Below are 25,471 nucleotides of genomic sequence, written 5' to 3'. Positions count from 1 at the left end.
GGGTTGCGTTCTCGCCGGGTCGTGACCACACGAGCCGGCGGGATCTCGGCCCCGCCCTACGACAGTTTCAACCTCGCCGGCCATGTCGGCGACGATCCCGCGGCTGTGGCCGCCAATCGTCGCCGGCTGGCATCGGTGATCGGCTTGCCCGAAGAACGCTTCGTCTGGATGGAGCAGATCCACAGCCGGAACGTGACGGTGGTGGACGGCCCGGTGCAGGGGGAGGTTCCCGCAACCGACGCCCTCGTGACACGGGCGACGGATCTTGCCCTCGTTGCCCTCAGCGCCGACTGTGTGTCGATTCTGCTGTCGGACGACGAGGCGGGGGTCATCGCGGCGGTGCACGCGGGGCGTGTCGGTGCCCGGATCGGGATCCTCCCGCGCGTACTCGACGTGATGCGCGATCTCGGCGCACGACCGGAACGCATTGCCGCGCTGCTCGGTCCGGCCGCCAGTGGGGCCAACTACGAGGTTCCGGCCGCGATGCGTGACGACGTGGAGGCGCATCTCCCCGGCAGCGCCACCCGAACAGCCCGTGGCACACCCGGTCTCGACCTCCGCGCGGGACTGAGGAGGCAACTCCTCGACCACGGTGTCACCTCGGTCGCCGAGGACCCGCGGTGCACGATCGAGGATCCGATGTTGTTCAGCCACCGGCGCAGTGCGCCCACCGGCCGGTTCGCCTCGGTGATCTGGCTCGAGGACACCACCGCGGGCGGTGCGAAGGAGGACCCGGCGTGAACTCGGCCGAACAATCCCCGCAGGATCGCCGCGTGGAGCTTTCCGGCCGATTGCAGGCGGTGCGAGAGCGTCTCGCTGCTGCAGCCCGCGCGGCAGGACGCGATCCGTCGGAGGTCTCACTGTTGGTGGTGACCAAATATTTTCCCGTCACCGATGCGGTTTTGCTCCACGAACTGGGTTGCCGCGCTTTCGGGGAGTCCCGGGAGCAGGAGGCGGCGGCGAAGATCGCGCAGTTCCGCGAGAGGGTGCCGGACGAGGTCGAGTGGCACATGATCGGCCGACTCCAACGGAACAAGGCGCGTGCCGTCGCACGCTGGGCGCACACGGTCCATTCGGTCGACAGTCTTCGGCTCGCCGGCGCTCTCGCCAAAGGTGCTGCCGCCGCGCAAGATTCAGGGGAACGCTCCACGCCGGTCCGGGTGCTGCTCCAGATCAGCCTCGACGGCGACCGCGAGCGCGGTGGGGTGGTCGCCGACGAACTGGACTCCCTTGCCGATGCCGTCGCCGATTCCGGTGAGCTCGAACTCGGGGGAGTGATGGGTGTCCCGCCACTCGGGTGGGAACCGGACGCGGCCTTCGAACGCCTGGCGGAACTGCACGCGCGGTTGCTCCAGCGATATCCCGGCGCGACGGAGCTGTCGGCGGGCATGTCGGGTGATCTTGAACACGCGGTGCGATGGGGATCCACTTGTGTGCGTGTCGGAACGGCTGTGCTGGGTATACGGCCATTAGCCTGATGGGAACCGCCACGTGAGGGAAGGGCGATCGATGAGCACGCTCCACAAGTTCAAGGCCTACTTCGGAATGGTGCCGCTCGAGGATTACGAGGACGATTACCTCGATGATCCGTCGAGTGCGCGCCGTGAGCGGGATCGCGACTACGGCGAACCGCCGTACTCCTCGTACGCCCCGTCGCACCGCGACGAGTACCCGCCCGTCCGGCGTGACGACAGCGTCCGTGAATTCGCGGACGACGACTTCGATCGCTACGAACCGCCGGCCCGGGCTCCCCGGGTCGAGCCGATCACGGCGCGGGCACCCCGATCCGTAGCGCCGGCACGTGTGCCGGCCCGTTCGGCGCTCGGCGCCGAAGCTCGACTCGACCGCGTGGAACCCCGCCGCGGCGCTCTGTTCGACGAAGGTGGACCGTTGTCGAAGATCACCACCCTGCGACCCCGGGATTACGGGGAGGCACGCACCATCGGCGAGCGGTTCCGCGATGGCACGCCGGTGATCATGGATCTGGTGGAGATGAGCAACGCCGACGCCAAGCGACTCGTCGACTTCGCGGCCGGCCTCGCCTTCGCCTTGCGGGGTTCTTTCGACAAGGTCGCGACGAAAGTGTTCCTTCTCTCGCCCGCAGATATCGACGTCTCCGCCGAAGAACGCAAGCGCATCGCGGAGACCGGCTTCTACAACCAGCAGTAACCGACGCGCGCCGTCACCCTCACGGCTCGCGAACACGCCCGGCCATGATGCAGATCACTGCAGGCCGGGCGTTTCGGTTTGGCTAGCTTGTGTTCGTCGGGCATTGTGGAAACGTGGCCGTATTCGAGGTGCTCTGGTTCCTGCTCTTCATCTTCTGGCTTCTGCTGATCGGGCGGATCATCGTCGAGTTCATCAGGACTTTCGCTCGGGACTGGAAGCCCTCGGGTTTCGTCGTGGTGGTGCTCGAGGCAATCTTCACCGTCACCGATCCGCCGGTGAAGTTGTTGCGGCGGTTGATTCCGCCGCTCAATCTCGGCGGTGTCCGGCTCGACCTTTCGATCATGGTCCTGCTGTTCATCGTGTACTTCCTCATGGCGTTCCTGCCGCGTGGCGGGGTTGTATGACGCGCCGTCCCGGCGCGGCCACGAGGCTCGTGACGACCGCGATGTGCCAGAATGGGAAGCCGGATACAGTGAGTTTTGATACGCGTGACGCACTGTCGATAACACCGAACGCCTGCTTGACCGCTTATTTGACGCGTGAAGGGACCCTTCCATGCCGCTGACACCAGCTGATGTGCACAATGTCGCGTTCAGCAAGCCCCCTATCGGGAAGCGCGGATACAACGAGGACGAGGTCGACGCATTCCTCGATCTCGTCGAGCAGGAATTGACCTCCCTGATCGAGGAGAACGCCGACCTCCGTCAGCGCGTGGCCGAACTCGACCAGGAACTGGCCGAGGCCAAGAAGGCCCCGCGCTCGGCCTCCTCCGCTCCGGCAGCCCAGGCCAAGCCCGAGCCGGCACGGGTGGTCGAGACTGCGAAGCCGGAACCCGCACCGACGCCGGCGCCCGTGGCGGCTGCCGCGCCGACGAGCGGTGACGCCAGCATGCAGGCCGCCAAGGTGCTCGGACTTGCCCAGGAGATGGCCGACCGGCTCACCGGCGACGCCAAGACCGAGGCCGAAGAGCTCGTACGCAACGCGCGGACGAACTCGGAGCAGCTCGTCTCCGACGCGCGGACGCGCAGCGAAGCGATGATTGCCGACGCACGCCAGAAGTCCGACGCGATGCTGTCGGATGCGCGTACCCGGTCCGAGACGCAACTGCGTCAGGCCAAGGAGAAGGCCGATGCCCTCCAGGCCGACGCGGAGAAGAAGCACACCGAGATCATGGCGACGATCAACCAGCAGCGTTCGGTGCTGGAAGGACGAATCGAGCAGCTCAAGACGTTCGAGCGCGAGTACCGCGTCCGCCTGAAGTCGTACCTCGAATCGCAGCTCGAGGAACTCGAGCAGCGTGGCTCCGCGGTGCCCGTCGACGGCGGCCAGGATGCGTTCAATCAGTCCAATTCCTCGTCCTTCGGTTCCACGTCCTTCGCGAAGGGCACCAACTGACCGAGCTCTACGGTCGCTGTTGCCCCGCGGTTGAGGAGGAGCGTCGTGCTGGTCGTGACGCTGGTGCTCGCAGCAATCGGATTCGGTCTTCTCGTCATTGCGCTGATGACCGGTTCGGTGGTGTGGGCGTGGGGTTGCATCGCGGTGTGCGTGGTGGGGGCGGTGCTCCTGCTGGTCAGCGCACTCGGCGCGCGTAACGCGTCGGCAGGCGATCGCGCCGCCCGAACGGGCCGCTCGTCGTCTCGCACGCCGAAGAAGGCCCCGGAAGACCAGGGTTCCTCGGACGAGTGATCGCTCCCTACAATGGGAAGCGCACAATCGTCGAAGATGAGCAGTACCCCCGCCCAGCGGGGCGGCGTCGATCCGGCCATCACCGGGGAGCCTTCGGAAGAACAGCGATGCACCGCTCGTGTGGGCACCGCTCAGTAGAACCGAACGGGTGGGCCCGTCACAGCCCGAAGAACGAGTGGCTCGTTCCGCAGGAGCGAGCAAGCGGGGTGGTACCGCGGTGACCGTGCGAAGGGCACGGTGATCGTCCCCGTGCCGGAAGACACAGGCACGGAGGTATCAACGCTGTGACCGACAATCACGCTGCATCGGATCGCACCCCGGAACCCACGGCGACGCCGGCGGAAGGCAGCGGGTATCCCCGAGTGGACTACGGGCTCCCGCGCGATTCCGGCGTCGACTTTCCCGACCTCGAGGAACGGGTCCTCGCACACTGGGCGAAGGACGACACGTTCCGGGCGTCGCTCGAGCACCGCGCCGGCGCCGAGGACTACGTGTTCTACGACGGCCCGCCGTTCGCGAACGGTCTGCCGCACTACGGCCATCTCCTCACCGGGTACGTCAAGGACCTCGTGCCGCGGTTCCAGACCATGCGCGGCAAGAGGGTCGATCGCCGATTCGGGTGGGACTGCCACGGACTTCCCGCCGAGCTCGAGGCGGAGAAGCAACTCGGCATCACCGACAAGTCGCAGATCGACACGATGGGTCTGGCGGAGTTCAACGAGTACTGCAAGCAGTCGGTGCTGCGGTACACGGGCGAGTGGCGCGACTATGTCACCCGGCAGGCCCGGTGGGTCGACTTCGACAACGACTACAAGACGCTGGACCTGGACTTCATGGAGTCGGTCATGTGGGCGTTCAAGTCGTTGTACGACAAGGGCCTGATCTACCAGGGTTTCCGCGTGCTGCCCTACAGCTGGTACGAGCAGACTCCCTTGTCCAACCAGGAGACCCGTCTCGACGACGCGTACAAGATGCGTCAGGACCCGGCCGTCACCGTGGACATGGTGCTGCGGGCACCGGGCAGCGAGCTCGACGGGGCGAACGCGCTGATCTGGACCACGACGCCGTGGACGCTGCCGTCCAACCTCGCGATCGCGGTACACCCCGACATCACCTATGTCGCGGTGCGGGCGGGCAGCGGTGACGAGGCCAAGACCTATCTGCTCGCGAAGGACCGGCTCGGCCATTACAGCCGCGAGCTCGGAGACGAGCCGGAGGTGCTCGCCGAGTACACCGGAGCGGATCTGGTCGGTCTCGCGTACGAGCCGCCGTTCGATTTCTTCGTCGGCCGGGACAACGCGCACCAGGTGATCGCCGCCGACTACGTCACCACCGACTCCGGTACCGGAATCGTCCACCTCGCACCGGCTTTCGGTGAAGAGGACATGGAGTACTGCCAGCGCAACGGCATCGAACTGGTGCAGCCGCTCGACCCGGGTGGCAAGTTCACCTCGATGGTGCCGCCGTACGAGGGCCTCCAGGTCTTCGACGCCAACCCGGTCATCATCAAGGACCTCAAGGCCGCCGGAAAACTCTTGCGCCACGAGACGATCGAGCACTCGTACCCGCATTCCTGGCGTTCGGGCCAGCCACTGATCTACATGGCGGTGCCGTCGTGGTTCGTCGCGGTCACCGAGTTCCGCGACCGCATGGTCGAGCTGAACAAGCAGATCACCTGGGTGCCCGAACACATCCGCGACGGACAGTTCGGTAAGTGGCTCGAGGGTGCACGCGACTGGAACATCAGCCGGAACCGCTACTGGGGCAGCCCGATCCCGGTCTGGGTGTCGGACAACCCGGAGTATCCCCGAGTGGACGTCTACGGCTCGCTCGACGAACTCGAGCGTGACTTCGGCGTGCGGCCCGACGATCTGCACCGGCCCATGATCGACCTGCTCACCCGGCCCAATCCCGACGATCCCACCGGGGCGTCGACGATGCGCCGGGTTCCCGAGGTGCTCGACTGCTGGTTCGAATCGGGCTCGATGCCGTTCGCGCAGGTGCACTACCCGTTCGAGAACACCGACTGGTTCGACTCGCACTTCCCCGGCGATTTCATCGTCGAGTACAACGGGCAGACGCGCGGCTGGTTCTACACGCTGCACGTCCTCGCGACCGCGCTGTTCGACCGTCCGGCGTTCAAAACCGTTGCTGCCCATGGCATCGTCCTCGGCGAGGACGGCCTCAAGATGAGCAAGTCGAAGGGCAACTACCCCGACGTCAACGAGGTGTTCTCCCGCGACGGCTCCGACGCCATGCGGTGGTTCCTCATGTCGTCGCCCATCCTGCGCGGCGGCAACCTGGTCGTCACCGAGCAGGGCATCCGCGAGGGCGTGCGACAGGCGCTGCTGCCGCTGTGGAACGCATGGAGCTTCCTGCAGCTGTACGCGTCGACCCCCGGAACGTGGCGCACCGACTCGTCGAACGTCCTCGACCGGTACATCCTGGCCAAGCTGGCCGAGACCCGCGACGTCATCACCGACGCGCTCGAGGCCGTGGACATCGCCGGTGCCTGCGACGAGTTGCGCACATTCTGTGACGCACTGACCAACTGGTACGTGCGACGGTCCCGCTCGCGGTTCTGGGACGAGGACCGCGACGCGATCGACACCCTGCACACGGTCCTCGAAGTCGTGACGCGGCTCGCGGCGCCGCTCCTGCCGCTGGCCACCGAAGTGATCTGGCGTGGGCTGACCGGCGAGCGCTCGGTGCATCTCGCCGACTGGCCCACCGCGGAGGAACTGCCCGCCGATCCCGCGCTCGTCACCGCGATGGACGAGGTCCGCGGTGTCTGCTCGACGGTGCTGTCGCTGCGCAAGGCACAGCATCTCCGCGTGCGGCTGCCGTTGCCGCTCGTCACGGTCGCGACACCGGGCTCGGCGCACCTCGAACCGTTCGTCGACCTGATCAAGGACGAGGTCAACGTCAAGAAGGTCGTGACCACCGACGACGTGGAAGCGCACGGCCGCTTCGAGATCGCGGTGAACGCACGGGTCGCCGGACCGCGCCTCGGTAAGGACGTCCAGAAGGTCATCAAGGCAGTCAAGGCAGGGGACTGGACCGAGTCCGAGGACGGCGTCGTCACCGCAGCCGGCATCGAGTTGCTGCCGGAGGAGTACACGAGCAGGCTCGTCGCGGCGGAACCGGAATCCACCGCCGCACTGCCCGACGGCAACGGGCTCGTCGTCCTCGACACGGCCGTGTCCGAGGAACTCGAGGCGGAGGGCTGGGCCAAGGACCGCATCCGGGAGCTGCAGGACGCGCGCCGCAACCTGGGTCTGGATGTGTCCGACCGGATCTCGGTGCAGTTCGAGGTTCCCGCAGACCGCGCCGAGTGGGCGGCCCGGCACCGTGATCTGATCGCCGGTGAAGTCCTCGCGACGACGTTCGACCTCGGCCCCACCGGACCGGACGCGATCGAGCTGGGTGAAGGAGTCCGCGCGTCCATCACCAAGGCGTGAAGGCGCGGGCGGGCAGGCGTGAGCGCGTCGGTGTGGGGCTCTAACCTGGAGACGTGCCCGCCTCCGTGAGTCGGCGCTGGGTTCTGCACCTGGACCTCGACGCGTTCTTCGCGTCCGCCGAGCAACTGACCCGGCCGACCCTTCGGGGTCGGCCGGTGCTCGTCGGTGGGCTCGGTGCGCGCGGGGTCGTCGCGGGCGCGAGTTACGAGGCTCGTGTGTACGGCGCAGGCTCCGCCATGCCGATGAGCCGCGCACGCCGGCTCATCGGAGCGTCGGCAGTGGTGCTGCCACCGCGGGGGGTGGTCTACCACCACCTGAGTTCGGTCGTGTTCGAGACCTTGCGTGCCCACGTGCCGGTGCTCGAGACCCTGTCCCTCGACGAAGCGTTCGCCGAACCGACCGGGCTCGCGGGAGCGTCCGCCGCCGAGGTCGAGCGGTTCTGCACGGAACTGCGCGCACACGTGCTCGAGCGCACCGGACTGGTTGCCTCCATCGGGGCGGGTTCGGGAAAGCAGATCGCCAAGATCGGGTCGGGTCTCGCGAAGCCCGACGGACTTCTCGTCGTCCCACCCGACGAGGAATTGGCGCTGCTGCACGGTCTTCCGGTCCGCAAGCTGTGGGGTATCGGACCGGTCTCGGAAGAGCGGCTGCGCAAGCTCGGAATCGACACCATCGGCGATCTCGCATCGATGCCGGTCGCGGAAGCCGCGTCCATCCTCGGGCCCACCGTGGGCCCGGGGCTGCACCGGCTCGCCAGCGGGCACGACGACCGGCCCGTCGCGGAGCGGGCCGAAGCCAAACAGATCAGCGCCGAAACCACCTACGCCACCGACATCGTCGCGCTCCCGGACCTGCGACGCGCCATCTCGGCGAGTGCGCTCGCGGCGCACACCCGGCTGTGCAAAGACGGTCGTGCCGCGCGCACGGTGGTGCTCAAGCTGCGGAAATCCGACATGTCGGTGCTGACCCGGTCCTCGACGCTGCCGTACGCCACCGAAGACCTGCAGGTGCTCACCGCGGCCGCGCAACGGCTCTCCCTCGACCCGCTCGACATCGGCCCGATCCGCCTCGTCGGGGTCGGCTTCGCCGGATTGTCGGCGTCGGTGCAGGACACCTTGTTCCCGGAACTGGACCGGTCGGACGGCGATGCGCCGGACACCGTCGCCGACGACGCGGATCTCCCGGCGATCGCGCCGGTGCTCGCGGACCGGTGGCGTCCGGGAACGGATGTGTTCCATCCCGAATACGGGCACGGGTGGGTGCAGGGAGCGGGCCACGGGGTCGTCACCGTGCGATTCGAGACCCGCTCGACGGGACCGGGACCTGCTCGTACACTCCCTGAAGACGACTCGCGTCTCGAGATGGCCGATCCGCTGGCGAGCTTGAACTGACACGGGTTCTCACTACCCTCACGGTGTTCTTACTACCGCCGGGTACTGTTGCGGACGATCGCAACCGGATGAACCGGGCACGAATACTCGTGCACGACCGAGAAACGAGAAGGACGACAAGTTGAAGCTTCGCAAGATCACCGTGGCCACGGTGGCGCTCGCCGCCGCCCTCACGATGTCCGCCTGCAGCTCGGATGACGGAGGTAGCACCGAGACCACCGCGAAGACCACGACGGCAACCACGACGACCGAGGTCGTTGCGGACTACCCGCCCGTCCCGACCCCGGAGGAACTGCAGGCCTCGCTCGACCGCGCGTTCGACGAGACCGTGCCCGCCGAGGAGAAGACCGACCTGGTGCAGGGCGCCGAGCTCGATCCCACCCTGATCGACCAGGTCGCCATCGCTGCGAAGCAGGCCGGTGCGGTGATCACCATCATCGACGTCAACGACAACGAGAACGGCACCGCCACCGCCGGCATCGAAACCCAGCTCGGCGACCAGGTCGCCACCGGCACCGTCGATTTCGTCGCGGAGGACGGTGTCTGGAAGCTGTCGAAGAACAACGCCTGCGGCATCGTCGCGGCCGCGCAGCTGCAGACCCCTGCCTGCCCCTGATATCCCTGCCCGACCCTGATACAAGGGTTAGGCACAGAACGGTGCCCTACGCGGATTTCCGCGTAGGGCACCGTTTTTCGCTGTTCGGACCCGCTCAGTTCTCGGGGGAGTGCCATTCCACGCGGTCGACCTGCGACTGCGCGAGCCGGGTGGTGACGTCGGGGTCGACGTAGACCTGGTCGCCCGACAGCACGAGTGTCCCCTCGACGGGCAACGGAAGCATCGGATCGAATGTCATGCTGCCTTCCCCGGCCATCGTGTAGTGCTCGATGTCGAGTTGGCCCTGTCCGTTGGGCAGCATCCACACCGAGCCCTGCGGTGTCTGCTCGACCCGGACGTCGACGGTGACGCGCTCGTCGTCGTCGGAGACCAGCGTGGCGGTGCTCACCTGGTCGATCGTGACGCCGGCGCTCATCACCTGCTGACGGATCTGCCACACCGCGCCCACGCCGATCTCGGCGTCCGGGAACGAGACCATGCGGTACACGGACTGATAGAACGCCTGCTCGATCGCGGAGCGGGCGACGTTCGCCGTTTCCACCGTCGGCGCCAATCGGAGTGCACTGATCGCACCGGTCGGGGCGACCGTCAGCCCGGCCCGGGAGCCGGCAGCGTCGGCGAGCGCCGACGCGAGCATCGGATCGGGCGACGTCCCTTCGCCGAGAACGATGTCGACGAGCGTGCTCGGCTGGGTGTCGGAGACCGCCTGCGTCACCGACGCGGCGAGGGGAAGGTTGAGTTCGGGAGTGGAGAAGTCCTGACGTGGCTCTTTGTCGATCTGCTGGAACACCTCCGAGCGGGTGGTCAGCACGACGTTCTGCTCGACGTCGGCCGGAGGTGCGAGCCGCACCACCGCGCGGGGCTCGCTGCCCGCCTCCAACACCGTGGTCGTCACCGCGGATACGGGCACCGTCACCTCGGAGGATGTCGCCGCGGATGTAGCAGGGGCGCCCTCCGAAGAATCGCCGCATCCGGTGACGAACGCGGCGAGGGAGAGAACGGCGGCGAGGGCACACGGCCTCGGGTGAGGGAATCTGGACAGCACAGGCACATCACCAGGGTAGCCACGGCGGGAGGGGTGACCGCTCACTCGTGCGGGTAGGGGATGATGTAAAGGTGACTGACGAAGCTTCCCGCCCCGATCCCGCGGGCGATCCCGCTGTGCCGAGGGCGGTGGAGACGCCCACGCCCGACGCGGTAGCGGCACCCCTGCCCGAGGCGGTAGCGGCCCCCCTGCCCGAGGCGGTAGCGGCACCCCTGCCCGACGCGGCAGAGGAACCCTTGCACGGCGCGGTGAAGTCCCCGGTCGGTCGTCGGGCGACCCGCGCCCTCTTCGTCCTCGCGTTCCTGATCTACGTGGCGGACCTCGTGACGAAGGTGCTCGCCGTCCGCTTCATCGATCCTGCCGATCCGGTGTCCATCGTCGGCGACACGGTGACGCTCACGCTCGTCCGTAATCCCGGTGCCGCGTTCTCCATGGCCACGGGCATGACCTGGCTGCTGACCATCGTCGCGATCGGCGTGGTCATCGGCGTGATCAAGATCGGGAGGACACTGCAGTCGCGCTGGTGGGCGCTGGGCCTCGGCCTGGTACTCGGCGGGGCGCTGGGCAACCTCACCGACCGCCTCTTCCGTTCCCCCGGCCCGCTGCAGGGTCACGTGGTGGACTTCGTGTCGGTCGGATGGTGGCCGGTGTTCAACGTCGCCGACTCCGCGATCGTGTGCGGAGCGATCCTCCTCGTCGCGCTGACCGTGTTCGGTATCGAGCCGAACGGCAGCAGGTCCACGAAATCCGACACCACCGGAAAGGAAAGCCGCCAGTGAGGGAAACCCGGTCGATGCCTGTACCCGACGGGCTCGACGGGATGCGTGTCGACGCCGGCCTCGCCCGCCTGCTCGGTTTGTCCCGTACCGCCGTCGCCGCACTCACCGAGGAGGGCGCCGTCCTCGTGGACGGGACGCCCGTCGGCAAGTCCGATCGTCTCTCGGCCGGGTCGTGGCTCGAGGTCGAACTCCCCGAGCCGCCGCGTCCGCTGACCATCGAGCCACAGCCCGTCGAGGGCATGGAAATCCTGTACGCCGACGACGACATCGTCGCGGTCGACAAGCCCGTCGGGGTGGCGGCGCACGCGAGCGTGGGGTGGACCGGGCCGACCGTCATCGGCGGTCTCGCAGCCGCAGGGTTCCGCATCTCCACGTCCGGTCTGCACGAACGGCAGGGCATCGTGCACCGTCTCGACGTCGGGACTTCGGGGGTGATGGTCGTGGCGACCTCCGAGCGGGCCTACACCGTGCTCAAACGCGCCTTCAAGCAGCGCACCATCGACAAGCGGTACCACGCGCTGGTGCAGGGCCACCCGGATCCGAGCAGCGGCACCATCGACGCACCCATCGGCCGGCACCGCAGCAGCGACTGGAAATTCACCGTGGCCGCGGACGGCAAGCCCAGCGTCACCCACTACGACACCATCGAAGCGTTCCAGGCCGCGAGCCTGCTCGACGTCCACCTCGAGACCGGCCGCACGCACCAGATCCGGGTGCACTTCTCGGCGTTGCGGCACCCGTGCTGCGGCGACCTCACCTACGGTGCCGACCCGCGCCTCGCGGCCAGGCTCGGTCTCGAGCGCCAGTGGCTGCACGCAAAGTCGCTGGGGTTCGCGCACCCGACCCAGGGGCAGTGGATCGAGATCGAGAGCAAGTACCCGGCCGATCTGGAACACGCACTCGACGTGCTCCGCAGCGCCTGACCGATGAGGCGCGCGCTCCCGTGGGCGGCTGTCGCCGTCCTCGTTCTCGCCGTGCTCGTCGCAGGGTGGCTCTCGCCCGTGCGGCCCGCCTCGGTACGGAGCGACGGCCTCGGTCCGGACAGCGGTGAACTCGTCGCCGACTATCTCGCACGCGCCGACGCGAGCCTTGCCGACGCGGAACGCGAACCGGACGCCCCGCACTGGGGCCTGATCTCGTTCGAGCGGGAGGTCGACACGGCCGCCGTCGCGGCTCTGCCCGGGCAACTGCGGATCGCGCAGGTGTTGTTTCGCGTTCCGATCGACCGAGTGCAGACGCCGCTCGTCCCGGTGGCCGTGTCGGCGCATCCGGAGGCGCTGCGCAAGGCTCCGCTCGTGGCGGCGGGACGGTTGCGTCTCCAGTCGTCCGGTCCCGACCGGGCCGCGCGGATCGCGGCGGTGTCAGCGGACCGGCTGGCCGCGGGCTGTGCCTGCGTCGTCGGCGTCGCGGTGCGGGGCACCGCCGCACAGTTGCGTGCCGCCGCCGACGACCCGGCAGTACGCGCGGTGGAAGTACTCCCGTCCGATGCCGTCGCGGGACGTTTCTCCCTGATCCCGCTGCTGCCCGAGCATGCCGAGACCGTCGTGCCCGGCCCGGACGACGCCGAACCCTGAGATCGTCCGCCCTCGGCGTGAGCCGGGATCGTCGCAGCCGTACGGTGTCCTCGTGAACCGCCCGACCGCTCCCGTTCTGCGCACAGGCGTGCTGTGCGGCCTCGGCGCATACCTGTCCTGGGGGCTTTTTCCCGCCTTCTTCGGGCTTCTCGCGCCGGCCGGTGCCATCGAGATCCTCGCGCACCGGGTGCTGTGGACGCTCGTGCTCATGGTCGTCGTGCTCGCCGTGATGGGCAGGCTCGGTTCGCTGCGCGGCCTGTCCCTGCGCACCTGGGCACTCGTCGCGGCGGCCTCGGCGGCGATCGCGGTCAACTGGGGCACCTACATCTACGGGGTCACGTCGGGGCGCGTCGTCGAAACCGCACTGGGGTACTTCATCAATCCGCTCGTGAGCGTGCTGTTCGGCGTGCTGTTCTTCCGCGAGCGGCTGCGGCCGGCCCAGATCGCTGCGCTCGTGCTCGCGGTGTGTGCGGTCCTGGTCATCACCGTCGACTACGGGCGGCCCCCGGTCCTGGCGCTGACGCTGGCGCTGTCGTTCGCGTTGTACGGAGTGATCAAGAAGGTCGTGCCACTCGACCCGAGGACATCGCTGGCGGGGGAGGGCGTGGTCGCGGCTCCGTTCGCGCTGGGATACGTGATCTTTCTCGCTGTGACGGGGACCGGCACCTTCATCGGTTTCGGCGCGGGTCACACCGCTTTGCTGATGTCCGCCGGGGTGGTCACCGCCGTGCCGTTGCTGTTGTTCGGGGCTGCCGCCCAACGCGTTCCGCTGGCTACGCTGGGGATGTTGCAGTACCTGACGCCCAGCCTGCAGATGGCGTGGGGGGTACTCGTGCTCCACGAGGACATGCCGGCGTCGCGGTGGATCGGTTTCGTCCTGATCTGGGTGGCGCTTGTGGTGTACAGCACCGACGCGCTGATCCGGTCGCGTCGTGGGCGCGCCGCGGTCAAGGCTGTCGGTAGCTCGGCTTAGACTCGTCGGTGCCCACAGACATCCCGGGAGAGGCACGCGTGGCTGACTCGTTCGTTCATCTGCACAACCACACCGAGTACTCGATGCTCGACGGCGCCGCCAAGGTCGGCCCGTTGTTCGCCGAGGCGCAGCGGCTGGGGATGACGGCCGTCGGCATGACCGACCACGGAAACATGTACGGCGCCAGCGAGTTCTACAACGTCGCCAAGAAGTACGACATCAAGCCCATCATCGGTATCGAGGCATACGTCGCGCCCGGCTCCCGCTTCGACACCAAGCGTGTCAAGTGGGGCGACCCGAGCCAGAAGTCCGACGACGTCTCCGGCTCGGGTGCCTATACCCACATGACGATGGTCGCGGAGAACGCCACCGGCCTGCGGAACCTGTTCAAGTTGTCCTCCCTGGCCTCGATCGAGGGCCAGTTGGGCAAGTGGGCGCGCATGGACGAAGAACTCATCGCGTCGCACGCCGAGGGCATCATCGCCACCACCGGCTGTCCGTCGGGCGAGATCCAGACCCGCCTGCGGCTCGGCCACGACCGCGAGGCCCTCGAGGCCGCAGCGAAGTGGCAGGAGATCTGGGGCAAGGACAACTTCTTCCTCGAACTGATGGATCACGGTCTGTCCATCGAACGCCGGGTCCGTGAGGGCCTGCTCGAGATCGGCAACAAGCTCGGTATCCCGCCGCTGGCCACCAACGACTGCCACTACGTGACCAAGGACGCCGCGGAGAACCACGAAGCGCTGCTGTGCATCCAGACCGGCAAGACGCTCTCCGATCCCACCCGGTTCAAGTTCGACGGTGACGGCTACTACCTCAAGTCCGCCGACGAGATGCGCGCCATCTGGGACGCCGAGGTGCCCGGCGCGTGCGACAACTCGGTGCTGATCGGCGAACGCGTGCAGCCGTACGACGACGTGTGGACCCACCGCGACCGCATGCCGATCTTCCCGGTGCCCGAAGGCCACACCCAGGAGAGCTTCCTGCGCCACGAGGTGATGCGCGGACTCGACCGCAGGTTCCCGTCCGGCCCGCCGCAGGAGTACCTCGCACGCGCCGACTACGAGATCGGCGTCATCAACGAGATGGGCTTCCCGGCCTACTTCCTCGTCGTCGGCGACCTGATCAATCACGCTCGGGAGGTCGGTATCCGGGTCGGACCCGGTCGTGGTTCGGCCGCGGGTTCGCTCGTCGCCTACGCGATGGGCATCACCAACATCGATCCCATCCCGCACGGACTGCTCTTCGAGCGATTCCTCAACCCCGAGCGCGTGTCGATGCCCGATATCGATATCGACTTCGACGACCGCCGCCGCGGCGAGATGGTGCGGTACGCCTCGGAGAAGTGGGGCACCGACAAGGTGGCGCAGGTCATCACGTTCGGCACCATCAAGACCAAAGCCGCGATCAAGGACTCCGCCCGAGTGCAGTTCGGGCAGCCCGGCTTCGCCATCGCGGACCAGATCACCAAGGCGCTGCCGCCGCCGATCATGGCGAAGGACATCTCGGTGTCCGGCATCACCGATCCGAGCCACGAGCGGTACAAGGAAGCCGTCGAGGTGCGCGCGCTGATCGACTCGAACCCCGACGTGCGGAAGATCTACGAGACCGCGAAAGGCCTCGAAGGCCTGATCCGTAACGCGGGCGTGCACGCCTGCGCGGTGATCATGTCGTCCGAGCCGCTGATGGACGCGATCCCGCTGTGGAAGCGTGCGCAGGACGGCGCGATCATCACCGGCTGGGACTACCCGTCGTGCGAGGCCATCGGCCTGCTGAAGATGGACTTCCTCGGGCTGCGCAACCTCACCGTGATCGGTGACGCGATCGAGAACATCAAGGTCAACCGCGGGATCGATCTCGATCTCGACACTCTTCCGCTCGAAGACCCGGCGACCTACGAACTCCTCGCGCGCGGCGACACCCTCGGCGTGTTCCAGCTCGACGGCAGCGCCATGCGCGATCTGCTGCGCCGCATGCAGCCCACCGGCTTCGAGGACATCGTCGCCGTCCTGGCGTTGTATCGCCCCGGCCCGATGGGCATGAACGCCCACAACGACTACGCCGACCGTAAGAACGGCCGGCAGCAGGTCACCCCGATTCATCCCGAGCTCGAGGAACCGCTCAAGGAGATCCTCTCCGACACCTACGGTCTGATCGTCTACCAGGAGCAGATCATGCAGATCGCTCAGAAGGTGGCCGGTTATTCGCTCGGGCAGGCCGACATCCTCCGGCGCGCCATGGGTAAGAAGAAGCTCTCGGTGCTCGAGGAAGCGTATGCGGGCTTCCGGGAAGGCATGCTGAAGAACGGCTTCTCCGAGCCGGCGATCAAGGCCCTGTGGGACACGATCCTCCCGTTCGCGGGTTACGCGTTCAACAAGTCGCACGCAGCCGGCTACGGTCTCGTCTCCTTCTGGACGGCGTACCTGAAGGCGAACTACCCCGCCGAGTACATGGCGGGTCTGCTCACCTCGGTCGGCGACGACAAGGACAAGGCCGCGATCTACCTGTCCGACTGCCGCAAGATGGGCATCACCGTGCTGCCCCCCGACGTCAACGAGTCGCACACCAACTTCATGTCGGTGGGTGAGGACATCCGGTTCGGGCTCGGCGCGGTGCGCAACGTGGGCACCAACGTCGTGGCATCGATCATCAAGGCCCGTGAGGAGAAGGGGAGGTTCACCGACTTCTCCGACTACCTCGACAAGATCGACACGGTCGCCTGCTCGAAGAAGGTCACCGAATCTCTCATCAAGGCAGGCGGTTTCGATTCGCTCGGGCATCCCCGTAAGGGATTGATGCTCGTGCACGCCGACGCGATCGACGCGGTGATGAGCACCAAGAAGGCCGAGGCCATCGGCCAGTTCGACCTGTTCGGCGGCGCCGACGCCGACGAGTCGGTCGCGTCGGTGTTCAACGTGAAGATCCCCGACGAGGAGTGGGACAGCAAGCATCGTCTCGCGCTCGAACGCGAGATGCTCGGTCTCTACGTCTCGGGGCATCCCCTCAACGGTGTCGAGCACGTACTCGCCGCCCAATCCGACACGCACATTCCGGCGATCCTCGAGGGCGGGTTCAAGGACGGTACGCAGGTCACCGTCGGCGGCATCCTCGCGTCGGTGAACCGGCGCATCAACAAGAACGGTCTCGCGTGGGCGTCGGCTCAGCTCGAAGACCTCACCGGCGGCATCGAGGTGCTCTTCTTCCCGCAGGCCTACGCCGTCTACGGCATGGACGTCGTCGAGGACTCGGTGGTGCTCGTCAAGGCGCGGGTCTCCGTCCGCGACGACCGCATCTCGTTGATCGCCAACGACCTCGCCGTACCCGACCTGTCCCAGATCGGGGTCGCGAAACCGGTGTCGGTGTCGATGCCGACACGGCTGTGCACTCCCGACAAGGTCGGGGCGCTGAAGAATGTGCTCACGAGGCATCCGGGGACGGCCGATGTGAACGTGCGACTGATCACGGGGAGCAAGGTCACGGTGCTCCGACTCGACGACAGCCTGCGCGTCGAACCCTCGTCCGCGCTGATGGGTGACCTGAAGGCGCTGCTCGGTCCCAGCTGTCTGGCGACCTGACCGGGGACTCGGCACCGGGCTCCGGGGTCGGGGTGTTCCAGCTGTTGTTCCGCGACCGCGGCACACCGCAAAGCCGGAGTCGGGCCCGAGCCGCGCAACCCCTACACCGAGCTGCGCGATGCGCTGGTGGCTCGGGATAGACGAGAAGGCCCTCGCGCTCGAAGGCCCCGGTAGCGGGGTAGTTGTCGACAGTGGGCGATTCGGCAGCCCCCGCCGAATCCGGCACCGCTGCCACAGAAGATCGCCGCGCAGCCGCACTGCGGGGTCTCGTGTGCGCCACCCACCGACCCGGCGAAAGCTCGCCGTACGTGAGACTGCGCGTCAACACCCGATTCCTGATCGGGATCATCGCTGCTCCCAGCGGCGTCGCCGATGCCCTCGACCGCATCGACCTGTACGAACCGACGACACGGTGCCGGCCGCGGTCAACGACAGCATCGTCGAGTGCAGCCATATCAGGCGAGCCCGCCGACCCCGAAAACCGGATAGCGTTGCAGCCCTTCTCGACTGCTTACGCGCCCGGTTCTGGATTGACTCTGCGTGCAGGATCGGGTGCGGATTCGAGACCAGAAGATGAGTGACCGCCCATGCGTGGCTCGCTGGTTCGGGCAGACCGCGGCTGCTGCGCATGCGCTGCCGCAGCGGCAGCCAGTGCGGACAGCAGGGCGTCGCGTCCGCTGCGATCGGGTGCGACCTCGACCCCGGCCTCGTTGCGGCTACCCGGTCGGTTTGGGTTCACATCGGGGTCGGCGACGTGTGTGCGGATGAGAGCGGCGAGACGGCCCGGCGCGATCGTGAGGCCGTCGACCGGGCGGCGTCGGTCGATCATCGACACCAGAGCGAACAGTGCCTTGGCCGCATCGCCACGGGCACCCTTGTGTGGAGTGTCGAGCTTCCACTCGGGGAGCCGATCCCGATACTCGTGGGCGATGACCAACAGGGCGCACAGATCCGTGACGTCCTTCGGTGCGAGGCGGCTGCGCCAGGCAAGCGCTTTGAGCACGACCGCCTGCTCGACGTCGGGGACCGGCACCTCGAACAGCAACGTCTCGGAGGTGGTCAGGCGTGCGCGGACCCGCACGTCGAGCGCGTCGGTGGCGAGCGCGAGATTCAGGCCGGGAATCGCGTCGAATCCTCGGCCGCCGTACTCGATCTTCGCCAACGGGCGTCCGCTGGTGCCGGGGACCAGCAGGTCCACCGACAGTGGAGTCGCCGAGCCGGAGGGCGCTTCGTAGTGATTTCCCGTCACCAGCCGGTATCCGCGCTCGACGAGCGCGTCGTGCAGAGCGCTGTCGGCAGCCGCGACGGTCTCCATGCCGGCGTCCGCGTCGGCGGTCACCCGAGCGAGCGAATCGGTCGTCGGATAGATCCGGTTGAGCAGGTGCACCATGTGCCCGCCGATCACCCGATAGTTGCTGCCGTAGGCCGCCGCCGCGAGATCGGCGAGGGCGCGCAGCCCGCGATCGGCCGCGTTCGATGCGGCAAGGACTTCGACCTCTATCACAGTGCACCCTTCTTGATCGCGGCGAGCAGGTGCTCGGCGGCCTCGTGTGCGTCGGCACCGGAACTGTGGAGCACATCGTGCACGGCGATCAGCGGATCGGCCAGCAGTGCCGGTTCGCCCGCTGCGGCGGCGGTGCGCCACAGTGTCGGATCCGCCGGCACGGTGACCGCCAGCGTATGGGCCTCTGCGGAGGCGGGACCGAACCCGGCCGTGGCCACGTCGACGAACTCCGGGACATAGAGCACGGCCTGGGCCGGTAGACGCCACGGTGCGTACACGTCCGCGGCCGCATCCCCACTGAGGAGGGCGGTGACACCCCGGTCGGTGCAGAACTCCACCGCGGTGGCCGCTTGGGCGAGAACCGGGTCCGCGCCGTACCAGTACGTCGTCGCACCGCCCGGGCCGGGATAGTCGGCAAGATAGTCCTCGAGCAGTGCCTCGCGGGAGTCGGCGACCCAGCCCGCGGGGGTCCGGTGCACGTGAGGGCACTGTTGCAGCGCCAGCGACACCGCCTGCTGGGTGACGTCCAAAGTCGCTGCGAGTTCTCGTTGGGGCATCGGCTGGTCGGTCAACAGGAGCAACCGTTCGATCGCCCAGCGGGTCCACGGTTTGCGGCCGCGGGCCGGGTGCCCGGCGGACGCGGGCCGGGGGGCGGATTCGGGTGCCACCGGGTAGCGGGTGCCACCGAGCACGATCAGATTCTCACCGGGGGCGATCACGTCGACTTCGCCATCCAAGGCGAGAGTGCGCAGGTGCGAGGTGGCGTGTGGTGTGACGATCAGCAGGTGGCGAGCCGGGATCGGAGTTTTGCGAAGGGCGGTGAGCGTGTGTGGGGTGGGGGGACGCCGCCGCACTCGCACGATGGTGGACCGCGTACGGCCGTCGGGAAGCGTCAGGTCCAGCTCGTGCAGGGAGCCCGACGCGATGCGGATGCCGGCTCGGCGCAGCAGTTCTACCGCGTTGGTGAGGAGCTGTGCTGTCTCTTTCATGCTGGTTCACCCCCTCTGCCTGAGGATACAAGCATAGATGAAAATACCTGTCTTAGCTTGTATCGCTCAGCAAATCCCTAGGGACGGAGCGGTGACGCAGGGGTTAGTAGGCGCTGGCTCCGACGCTGCGTTTAGACGCCAGATGCATTGCCGGATCAGCGGAGGTTGTTGTGCACGACGCGGTCGATCGGTTCGTTGGTACTCACCCCAGACGTGGCTAGCTCGAGTGACCCTGTCGATGACAGGACTGCGATTCCGTGGATGCCCACCCACAGGGCGGCGGCCACCTCTGCCGGGTCCGGCGTGGTCGTCGACTGTTGAACCAACCGGAGCACCTCTCGTTCCGGTCGCGATCACTGGAACCACGCCCGATCGCAGCGTGCCGTGGTGGCGTCGTCGGATGGTGGTCGAGGCCCTCGAACCGCTGGATCTGTCCGTCTATCGGAGAGCCGGCGTCGACGACGTACGCGCAGCCACTGACGCCGTGATGGCCGCGATCCGGTCCCGAACAGGACAGGAATACGTCGACACCTACGCCAAGGGTTGGGTGCCACCGGCTGCCAGTCCTGAAGCGGCGTGACCAGCAAGGAGTCGCTATGGGTTGCTCTCGCGGTGGCCTGTCACGCGAGCCGACACCAACGCCATCTCGTCGACGGCACTTGTGTCGAGGTCATCGGTTCCTATCTCCAAATCCCAAGTTGCCCCATCGATGACTTCGCGGGCAATGTTGAGGTGTCCGAGATGACAGCTGGTCTCCCCGAGGAGATGCACAACACCCCTTGAGCGCGGATGTGGTGACGCGCTCGAACCGCCAGCACCTCAGTGCCGTTGAGGCCGGGATCGACTTCGAAGTCGCCAGGTACGGAGTAGTTGGGAGAGTTGCCGAGCATGATCTCGTCCAGAAAGAAGCGCACTCCCTCTCGTACATGGACGCTCATGCCGAGTGGAGACCACCCCGACTGCACGGCGGATTGGCGGAGCTCGCTCTCCGACAGTCCGACGAGCATTGTGGGGAACTCGCTCCACCTGCCTCGACAGCGCGCGAAGCAGCGGACGGTTGCCCGTCATGGGTTCGCCCTGGGGTCTGCTGACAAGTGCACTCATCTGCAGAGACCGTCTGATGCGACTCGATTTTCGGATCGTGTCGAAGATGATCGACCGGCTCCGATGTCACACTAGAAGGGCCGGGAGGCGGCTCTCGACGGAAGGCAGACCGATGAAGTACGTGATCCTTATCCACTCGAATCCCCAGCCCTGGGGCCACCCGACCGGTGACTACCTGGCAGAGCACCAGGCGCTGCCGCAGGCACAGCGCGAGAGGATGAACGCCGACTTCGAGTCCCTGCTCGGTCAGATGCAGGAGAGTGGCGAGTTGCTCGGCGGCGAAGCGCTCGGAGATCCAGCCGCATCGAAGCTGTACCGTTGGCAGGCCGGGGAACCCACCTCCAGCGACGGACCTTACGCGGAGAGCAAGGAGCACCTGGCCGGCTTTTTCATGATCGACGTCGACTCACCGAGTCGCGCCGAGGAGATTGTCGCAAGGTTCGCCGGGCCGGGTGAGACCGTCGAACTGCGGCCCGTCATGTGGCCCGGAGGCGATAGCAGCGAATGACTGCCACGGTCGGCGAGGATGTGTGGCGGCGCGAGACGCCACACATCCTCGCTGCGCTCGTCAGGAGGTATGGCGACTTCGCCGCCTGCGAGGACGCCGTGCAGGAGGCCCTGATCGAGGCATCCCGTCAGTGGCCCGCGAGAGGCGTGCCGGAGAAACCCCGAGGCTGGCTGCTGCGCGTGGCATCGCGACGCCTCATCGATGCCCGACGCCAGGACGCTGCGCGACGAGATCGCGAACGACACGTCTTTACGTCGGACCAGCCCTATCACGCGGTCGAGGCTGAATCGATGGTCGAGAACCAGGATGCTTCCCTGGAAGTCCTGACCCTGTGCTGCCATCCAGCGCTGACGCCGGAGTCACAGGTGACGCTCGCCTTGAGGACGGTGCTCGGGCTCACCACCAAGCAGATCGCCGCCGTACACATTATTCCGTCCTCCACCGCCGGTCAGCGAATCAGTCGAGCCAAGGCGGCCATCGATCTGCACCGCAGACGATTCCCGCCACCCGCATCGCCGAAAGAGCGACTTCCAGCTCTGATGCACGCGCTGTACCTGATGTACACCGCCGGACACAGCCGCGCTGACGGGAAACAACTGCTCGACGCTGCGGTCACGACCGAGGCGATCCGCTTGGCGCGCCTCCTGTACAAGGGGTTCCGCGATGAGCCGGAGACGGCGGGGCTGCTCGCACTGATGCTGCTCAGCGAAGCGCGTCGGCCTGCGCGCATCACGGTACGCGGCGACCTGATACCACTCAGGGATCAAGACCGCTCCCTGTGGGATCGGGAAGTGATAGCCGAGGGGATCGACCTCATCGAACATGCACTGCCCACCGGTCCGGTGGGCGCCTACCAGCTACAGGCCGCGATCTCGGCGGTGCACGCGGAGGCTCCCGGCTGGGAGGACACCGATTGGGAGCAGATCGCAGAGCTGTACGCCATGCTCGCCCATGTCGCCCCGTCGCCGGCCGTCACCTTGAACTACGCGGTGGCCGTCAGCGAAACACAGGGGCCGGTGAGCGCGTTGAGCATGGTGGAACCGCTCCTCGACGATCCGCGTATGAGCGGAAGTCACCGCCTGCACGCAGTACGGGCTCCCCTCCTTGAAGCCTGCGGTCGCCGGGAAGATGCGCTGGAGGCGTTCAGGACCGCGAGCAGGCTGTGCACAAACATTCCCGAACAGCGCTTCCTCAACAGCCAGATCACCCGTGTACAGGCTGACGCGATCGAGTAACAACCCCCTGCGTTCTGCTGCCGGCACGCATCCACCTGCGACGGGCAACTGCTCCGACGCGGCCTGCCTCTATTAGAGGCCACACCACCACGTCGCAGTCACTCCGGCATCAGCATGCCGCCGAGGACTCGGCGCACCACAGGCTCGAACATGTCACCGGGCTGGTCGGCGCCGGGATCCGAAATATGGAGCGCAGCTGCAAGATACGGATGATCGCCAACCGCGGCCGTTTTGTGCAAGTACATCACCTGAGAGGATCGACGCTCCCGACTTGCCGTTCCACCACCGACCTCGGCACGAGCGAACTGCTGGACAAGGGTGTTCAGAACGGCCACCACCTGAAGCTTCACCGCCCCCGTCGCGTCGACCGCCGCCATGGCCCGGAGCGCATACTCGAGAAAGTCGATTCCGCGAGGGCCGACGCGCATCGACTCGACCGGAATATCAAGCAGCCACGGGTATTTCACGTGAACGCCCTTCGCGCGAGCCGCGAGGGCGGTGAGGTCGTCGATCGCCTCGCCGCGCAGCGCCACATCGAGGTCGATCTCCCCGGCAGCGGCATCCACCATGAGGTCGAATACTTCGTCGTGCCCCGCCACGTAGCGGTACAGAGCCGACTGACTCACTCCGAGTTTCTGCGCGATCCGGCGAGTGGAGACGGCCGGCAATCCCCCCTCGTTTGCAAGTTCCATCGCCGCGGTAGCGACATCGTCGCGGCTGTGCGCCGGCGCCGGACCGCGTGTGCCGTACGAGCGTTCCCACACTGTCGTGTGCGGTTGCTTCATTCCGGACTGTGTCACTCGACGCCACTCTCCACTCGTTGCTGCCTGTCTTGACCTATACTAAAACTGCGTTCGGTGAACGCAATAAATGGAGGTTCAGGATGGCACTCGACAATCAATGGGGACCGCGGCGATGGGCACAGAACGGATCGGTACGTCTCGCGTTCGATCAATTCCGGCCGGAACTCGGCGGAGAACCGCTACTGATCGCGACGGGGCTGGGTGTCGATCGGCATGCGGTTCCCGACGGGTTCTGTGAGCAACTGGCCGACCACGGTTTCGCTGTCGTGCGGTACGACCAGCGTGACGGCGGCGAGTCGACACATCTGCCGCCGACGGCCGTACGAAACCCGATCGCCGCGCTGCTGGCCAAACGCGGGGAGACCTACACCGCCGAAGACATGGCGGACGACGCAATTGCGGTGATCGACGAGCTCGGCTGGAGTTCGGCGCATGTGCTCGGAGTCTCGCTCGGTGGCGCTCTCGCGCAACGCGTCGCCCTTCGGCATCCCGACCGAGTGCGTTCCCTCACGTCGGTGGCGGCCGTCCCGGGCGATGTCGCCGGGTTGCGCACATTCCGCTACATCCGTTTGCGCACGCTTTCTCAGTTTGCGCGCCTCAGGTTTCCCGATACCCGAGAGGGCGCGATCGAGGCCGGCCTCGCGGTAGCACGACTGGTGGCGTCCCCTCGGCGCGAGTTCGACGAAGCCGCAATGCGCGCACGATTGGAAAGTAATCCCGACCCTGGCGTGCACGACCAACAGGCACAGAGCCGACAAGTCGGCGCTCGGTGGAGCGGGCCACCGATCACCGCGATCACGCAGCCCACACTGGTGGTGCACGGCGAGGACGATCCTCTGATCAAACCCGAAGCCGCGCATACCATCACGGCCCGGATTCCCGGCTCACGCATGCTCATCCTCCCGGAAGTCGGGCACGAGCTGCCTGCGCACGCATGGAAACCACTCGCTGCCGCAATCCGCGAACTTGCAGACACCACTACCTGAGCGAGGCCACGAACTCTTTCGAGCACAGATCGGCTCGACCGGTCGCATCTGTTCACCCATGATCAGCGGCACGCCATCACGGAGGGGACAGGCCATCGATACTCACGCGGTACTCGATGCCCTCGAGTGTTGCCATGGTCCAGCCGTCCTTGACTCGGTATCGGCACAGTGCGTTCCGGCCGCATCAACCAGACCGGAGAGGTAGGAGTCGTCCTCGAGTTGCCGCAGTACCAGGTCACGCTGCCCGCATCAACCAGCCACCGTTCACGCCTCGGAGCCGTCCCGTCCGGGCGGTTACGACCGCCGGTAATACGCCCGGCGGACCCACCACACGAGCGTGGTGGCTGCTGCGGCAGTGAGCACCGCGGTCTGTGCGGTGCCGGTGAGGACGAGCAGCGCCACGAGTACCAGGAACCCGACTGCGAGGGCCTCGAGTTTGTACATCGGCCATGCGGAACCGGCGATGTCGATGTGGCTGTCGCGCGCAGCGTCACGGGTCGGCGACTCGAGTGTCGTCATCGCACCTCCTGCGGGTCGGGAAAGCCTTCTGTCAGGGTAGTCGCATCCGAGAATTCGGGTCAACGAACTTTCGGACGGACGTGTGGCGGATCACGGGAACGTGTTCACTGGGTGCATGCCCCTTACCGGAGAATATGAACCCAGCCCCTCGTCCTGGGCGGCCGATCAGGTCGCGACCTACGAGTCGTCGGGCGGCACCGAGGGCACCACCCTCGGCGGCAGGCCTGTGGTGATCCTGACAACTCGCGGTGCCAAGACCGGCAAGCTGCGCAAGACCCCGTTGATGCGGGTCGAACACGACGGCACGTATGCCGTCGTCGCCTCGCTCGGGGGCGCTCCCAAGAATCCGGTGTGGTACTACAACGTCGTCGCAGATCCGCACGTCGAATTGCGCGACGGCACCGAGGTCTACGACATGATCGCTCGCGAAGTGCACGGTGACGAGAAGGCGCTGTGGTGGGAGCGGGCGGTCGAGGCGTACCCCGACTACGCCGACTATCAGACCAAGACGGAGCGTGCCATCCCCGTTTTCGTCCTCGAGCGGACCTAGCACG

Annotated in this window: 24 protein-coding genes; 19 read left to right on the top strand and 5 right to left on the bottom strand. The window is 66.9% G+C overall.

Going from position 1 to position 25,471, the window contains the following annotated elements; genetic code table 11:
* The first annotated feature begins 3 nt into the window (after positions 1–3).
* The 9 genes from pgeF to ACFWBU_RS03180 all read left to right on the top strand — a co-directional run bounded on the left by pgeF (position 4) and on the right by ACFWBU_RS03180 (position 9,323).
* Positions 4–741: a peptidoglycan editing factor PgeF gene (pgeF, locus tag ACFWBU_RS03220; RefSeq protein ID WP_378527480.1), complete on the top strand. Its 738-nt coding sequence runs from the start codon at positions 4–6 to the stop codon at positions 739–741.
* Entirely contained in the window at positions 738–1,478 is a 741-nt protein-coding gene (locus ACFWBU_RS03215) for a YggS family pyridoxal phosphate-dependent enzyme (protein ID WP_378527447.1), read from the top strand. The genes pgeF and ACFWBU_RS03215 overlap by 4 nt, the downstream gene beginning before the upstream one ends.
* Positions 1,479–1,509: 31 nt before the next feature.
* Positions 1,510–2,169: a cell division protein SepF gene (locus ACFWBU_RS03210; RefSeq protein WP_169620157.1), complete on the top strand. Its 660-nt coding sequence runs from the start codon at positions 1,510–1,512 to the stop codon at positions 2,167–2,169.
* Positions 2,170–2,282: 113 nt separating this feature from the next.
* Positions 2,283–2,573, top strand: a complete 291-nt coding sequence (locus tag ACFWBU_RS03205; protein WP_169620156.1) for a YggT family protein — start codon at positions 2,283–2,285, stop codon at positions 2,571–2,573.
* 151 nt (positions 2,574–2,724) lie between these two features.
* Positions 2,725–3,564: a DivIVA domain-containing protein gene (locus tag ACFWBU_RS03200; RefSeq protein ID WP_169620155.1), complete on the top strand. Its 840-nt coding sequence runs from the start codon at positions 2,725–2,727 to the stop codon at positions 3,562–3,564.
* Positions 3,565–3,609: 45 nt separating this feature from the next.
* A complete protein-coding gene (locus tag ACFWBU_RS03195; protein ID WP_169620154.1) occupies positions 3,610–3,855 on the top strand; it encodes a hypothetical protein in 246 nt (81 codons plus the stop codon).
* A gap of 284 nt (positions 3,856–4,139) precedes the next feature.
* Positions 4,140–7,316, top strand: a complete 3,177-nt coding sequence (gene ileS / locus ACFWBU_RS03190) for an isoleucine--tRNA ligase (protein ID WP_169620153.1) — start codon at positions 4,140–4,142, stop codon at positions 7,314–7,316.
* A 53-nt stretch (positions 7,317–7,369) separates the two neighbouring features.
* The gene (locus tag ACFWBU_RS03185; RefSeq protein ID WP_378527445.1) at positions 7,370–8,707 is read left to right on the top strand and encodes a DNA polymerase IV; all 1,338 of its coding nucleotides are present in this window, start codon (positions 7,370–7,372) and stop codon (positions 8,705–8,707) included.
* 121 nt (positions 8,708–8,828) lie between these two features.
* Positions 8,829–9,323 (top strand): hypothetical protein, encoded by a 495-nt coding sequence (locus tag ACFWBU_RS03180; protein ID WP_169620152.1) that lies wholly within the window; start codon positions 8,829–8,831, stop codon positions 9,321–9,323.
* A 94-nt stretch (positions 9,324–9,417) separates the two neighbouring features.
* Here the strand turns inward: ACFWBU_RS03180 and ACFWBU_RS03175 are convergent, their stop codons facing one another.
* Positions 9,418–10,374, bottom strand: a complete 957-nt coding sequence (locus tag ACFWBU_RS03175; RefSeq protein WP_378527444.1) for a hypothetical protein — start codon at positions 10,372–10,374, stop codon at positions 9,418–9,420.
* Between the two features lie 158 nt (positions 10,375–10,532).
* On the opposite strand from ACFWBU_RS03175, the gene lspA reads away from it, so the two are divergent.
* Genes lspA through dnaE form a run of 5 tightly spaced genes read left to right on the top strand, consistent with a single transcriptional unit; the run spans position 10,533 to position 17,269 of the window.
* Positions 10,533–11,147: a signal peptidase II gene (lspA, locus tag ACFWBU_RS03170; RefSeq protein WP_206038928.1), complete on the top strand. Its 615-nt coding sequence runs from the start codon at positions 10,533–10,535 to the stop codon at positions 11,145–11,147.
* Between the two features lie 14 nt (positions 11,148–11,161).
* Positions 11,162–12,070 (top strand): RluA family pseudouridine synthase, encoded by a 909-nt coding sequence (locus ACFWBU_RS03165; RefSeq protein ID WP_206036640.1) that lies wholly within the window; start codon positions 11,162–11,164, stop codon positions 12,068–12,070.
* Between the two features lie 3 nt (positions 12,071–12,073).
* Positions 12,074–12,721: a hypothetical protein gene (locus ACFWBU_RS03160; protein ID WP_169620149.1), complete on the top strand. Its 648-nt coding sequence runs from the start codon at positions 12,074–12,076 to the stop codon at positions 12,719–12,721.
* Positions 12,722–12,773: 52 nt separating this feature from the next.
* On the top strand, positions 12,774–13,694 hold the full coding sequence (rarD, locus tag ACFWBU_RS03155) for an EamA family transporter RarD (RefSeq protein ID WP_296549082.1): 921 nt from the start codon (positions 12,774–12,776) through the stop codon (positions 13,692–13,694).
* 38 nt (positions 13,695–13,732) lie between these two features.
* Complete coding sequence (gene dnaE, locus ACFWBU_RS03150) at positions 13,733–17,269, top strand: DNA polymerase III subunit alpha (protein WP_378527443.1); 3,537 nt, start codon at positions 13,733–13,735, stop codon at positions 17,267–17,269.
* 511 nt (positions 17,270–17,780) lie between these two features.
* On the opposite strand, the gene ACFWBU_RS03145 is transcribed toward dnaE, so the two are convergent.
* Both ACFWBU_RS03145 and ACFWBU_RS03140 read right to left on the bottom strand, forming a co-directional pair.
* A complete protein-coding gene (locus ACFWBU_RS03145) occupies positions 17,781–18,773 on the bottom strand; it encodes a hypothetical protein (protein ID WP_378527442.1) in 993 nt (330 codons plus the stop codon).
* Positions 18,770–19,762: a hypothetical protein gene (locus ACFWBU_RS03140; RefSeq protein ID WP_378527441.1), complete on the bottom strand. Its 993-nt coding sequence runs from the start codon at positions 19,760–19,762 to the stop codon at positions 18,770–18,772. The genes ACFWBU_RS03145 and ACFWBU_RS03140 overlap by 4 nt, the downstream gene beginning before the upstream one ends.
* A gap of 400 nt (positions 19,763–20,162) precedes the next feature.
* Between ACFWBU_RS03140 and ACFWBU_RS03135 the strand changes: the two genes are divergently transcribed.
* The 3 genes from ACFWBU_RS03135 (at position 20,163) to ACFWBU_RS03125 (ending at position 22,609) form a co-directional block, all read left to right on the top strand.
* Complete coding sequence (locus tag ACFWBU_RS03135) at positions 20,163–20,342, top strand: hypothetical protein (RefSeq protein ID WP_378527440.1); 180 nt, start codon at positions 20,163–20,165, stop codon at positions 20,340–20,342.
* Positions 20,343–20,978: 636 nt separating this feature from the next.
* The gene (locus tag ACFWBU_RS03130) at positions 20,979–21,374 is read left to right on the top strand and encodes a YciI family protein (protein ID WP_169620143.1); all 396 of its coding nucleotides are present in this window, start codon (positions 20,979–20,981) and stop codon (positions 21,372–21,374) included.
* Positions 21,371–22,609, top strand: coding sequence for an RNA polymerase sigma factor (locus ACFWBU_RS03125; protein ID WP_169653075.1), 1,239 nt, complete (start codon positions 21,371–21,373; stop codon positions 22,607–22,609). Before ACFWBU_RS03130 ends, ACFWBU_RS03125 begins: the two co-directional genes overlap by 4 nt.
* A 98-nt stretch (positions 22,610–22,707) precedes the next feature.
* Here ACFWBU_RS03125 and ACFWBU_RS03120 read toward each other — a convergent pair whose 3' ends face one another.
* The gene (locus ACFWBU_RS03120; protein WP_169620141.1) at positions 22,708–23,394 is read right to left on the bottom strand and encodes a TetR family transcriptional regulator; all 687 of its coding nucleotides are present in this window, start codon (positions 23,392–23,394) and stop codon (positions 22,708–22,710) included.
* Between the two features lie 98 nt (positions 23,395–23,492).
* Here ACFWBU_RS03120 and ACFWBU_RS03115 point away from each other — a divergent pair, with 98 nt between their 5' ends.
* Positions 23,493–24,398 (top strand): alpha/beta fold hydrolase, encoded by a 906-nt coding sequence (locus ACFWBU_RS03115; RefSeq protein ID WP_378527439.1) that lies wholly within the window; start codon positions 23,493–23,495, stop codon positions 24,396–24,398.
* Between the two features lie 294 nt (positions 24,399–24,692).
* On the opposite strand, the gene ACFWBU_RS03110 is transcribed toward ACFWBU_RS03115, so the two are convergent.
* Positions 24,693–24,917 (bottom strand): hypothetical protein, encoded by a 225-nt coding sequence (locus ACFWBU_RS03110; RefSeq protein ID WP_169620139.1) that lies wholly within the window; start codon positions 24,915–24,917, stop codon positions 24,693–24,695.
* Between the two features lie 115 nt (positions 24,918–25,032).
* On the opposite strand from ACFWBU_RS03110, the gene ACFWBU_RS03105 reads away from it, so the two are divergent.
* A complete protein-coding gene (locus ACFWBU_RS03105) occupies positions 25,033–25,467 on the top strand; it encodes a nitroreductase family deazaflavin-dependent oxidoreductase (protein WP_169620138.1) in 435 nt (144 codons plus the stop codon).
* The last annotated feature ends 4 nt before the right edge of the window (positions 25,468–25,471 follow it).

It is taken from the genome of Rhodococcus sp. NPDC060084, assembly GCF_042730335.1.
Classification (GTDB): Bacteria; Actinomycetota; Actinomycetes; order Mycobacteriales; family Mycobacteriaceae; genus Rhodococcus.
This window is presented reverse-complemented; position numbering and strand designations above follow the sequence as displayed.

What these genes read in the sequence shown, in the direction of transcription:
- ACFWBU_RS03210 (WP_169620157.1), top strand. Translation starts at nt 1,510, where the DNA reads ATGAGCACGCTCCACAAGTTCAAGGCCTACTTCGGAATGGTGCCGCTC.
- ACFWBU_RS03200 (WP_169620155.1), top strand. Translation starts at nt 2,725, where the DNA reads ATGCCGCTGACACCAGCTGATGTGCACAATGTCGCGTTCAGCAAGCCC.
- ACFWBU_RS03165 (WP_206036640.1), top strand. Translation starts at nt 11,162, where the DNA reads ATGCCTGTACCCGACGGGCTCGACGGGATGCGTGTCGACGCCGGCCTC.
- ACFWBU_RS03160 (WP_169620149.1), top strand. Translation starts at nt 12,074, where the DNA reads ATGAGGCGCGCGCTCCCGTGGGCGGCTGTCGCCGTCCTCGTTCTCGCC.
- ACFWBU_RS03140 (WP_378527441.1), bottom strand. Translation starts at nt 19,762, where the DNA reads ATGAAAGAGACAGCACAGCTCCTCACCAACGCGGTAGAACTGCTGCGC.
- ACFWBU_RS03135 (WP_378527440.1), top strand. Translation starts at nt 20,163, where the DNA reads ATGGTGGTCGAGGCCCTCGAACCGCTGGATCTGTCCGTCTATCGGAGA.
- ACFWBU_RS03130 (WP_169620143.1), top strand. Translation starts at nt 20,979, where the DNA reads ATGAAGTACGTGATCCTTATCCACTCGAATCCCCAGCCCTGGGGCCAC.
- ACFWBU_RS03125 (WP_169653075.1), top strand. Translation starts at nt 21,371, where the DNA reads ATGACTGCCACGGTCGGCGAGGATGTGTGGCGGCGCGAGACGCCACAC.
- ACFWBU_RS03120 (WP_169620141.1), bottom strand. Translation starts at nt 23,394, where the DNA reads ATGAAGCAACCGCACACGACAGTGTGGGAACGCTCGTACGGCACACGC.
- ACFWBU_RS03115 (WP_378527439.1), top strand. Translation starts at nt 23,493, where the DNA reads ATGGCACTCGACAATCAATGGGGACCGCGGCGATGGGCACAGAACGGA.
- ACFWBU_RS03110 (WP_169620139.1), bottom strand. Translation starts at nt 24,917, where the DNA reads ATGACGACACTCGAGTCGCCGACCCGTGACGCTGCGCGCGACAGCCAC.
- ACFWBU_RS03105 (WP_169620138.1), top strand. Translation starts at nt 25,033, where the DNA reads ATGCCCCTTACCGGAGAATATGAACCCAGCCCCTCGTCCTGGGCGGCC.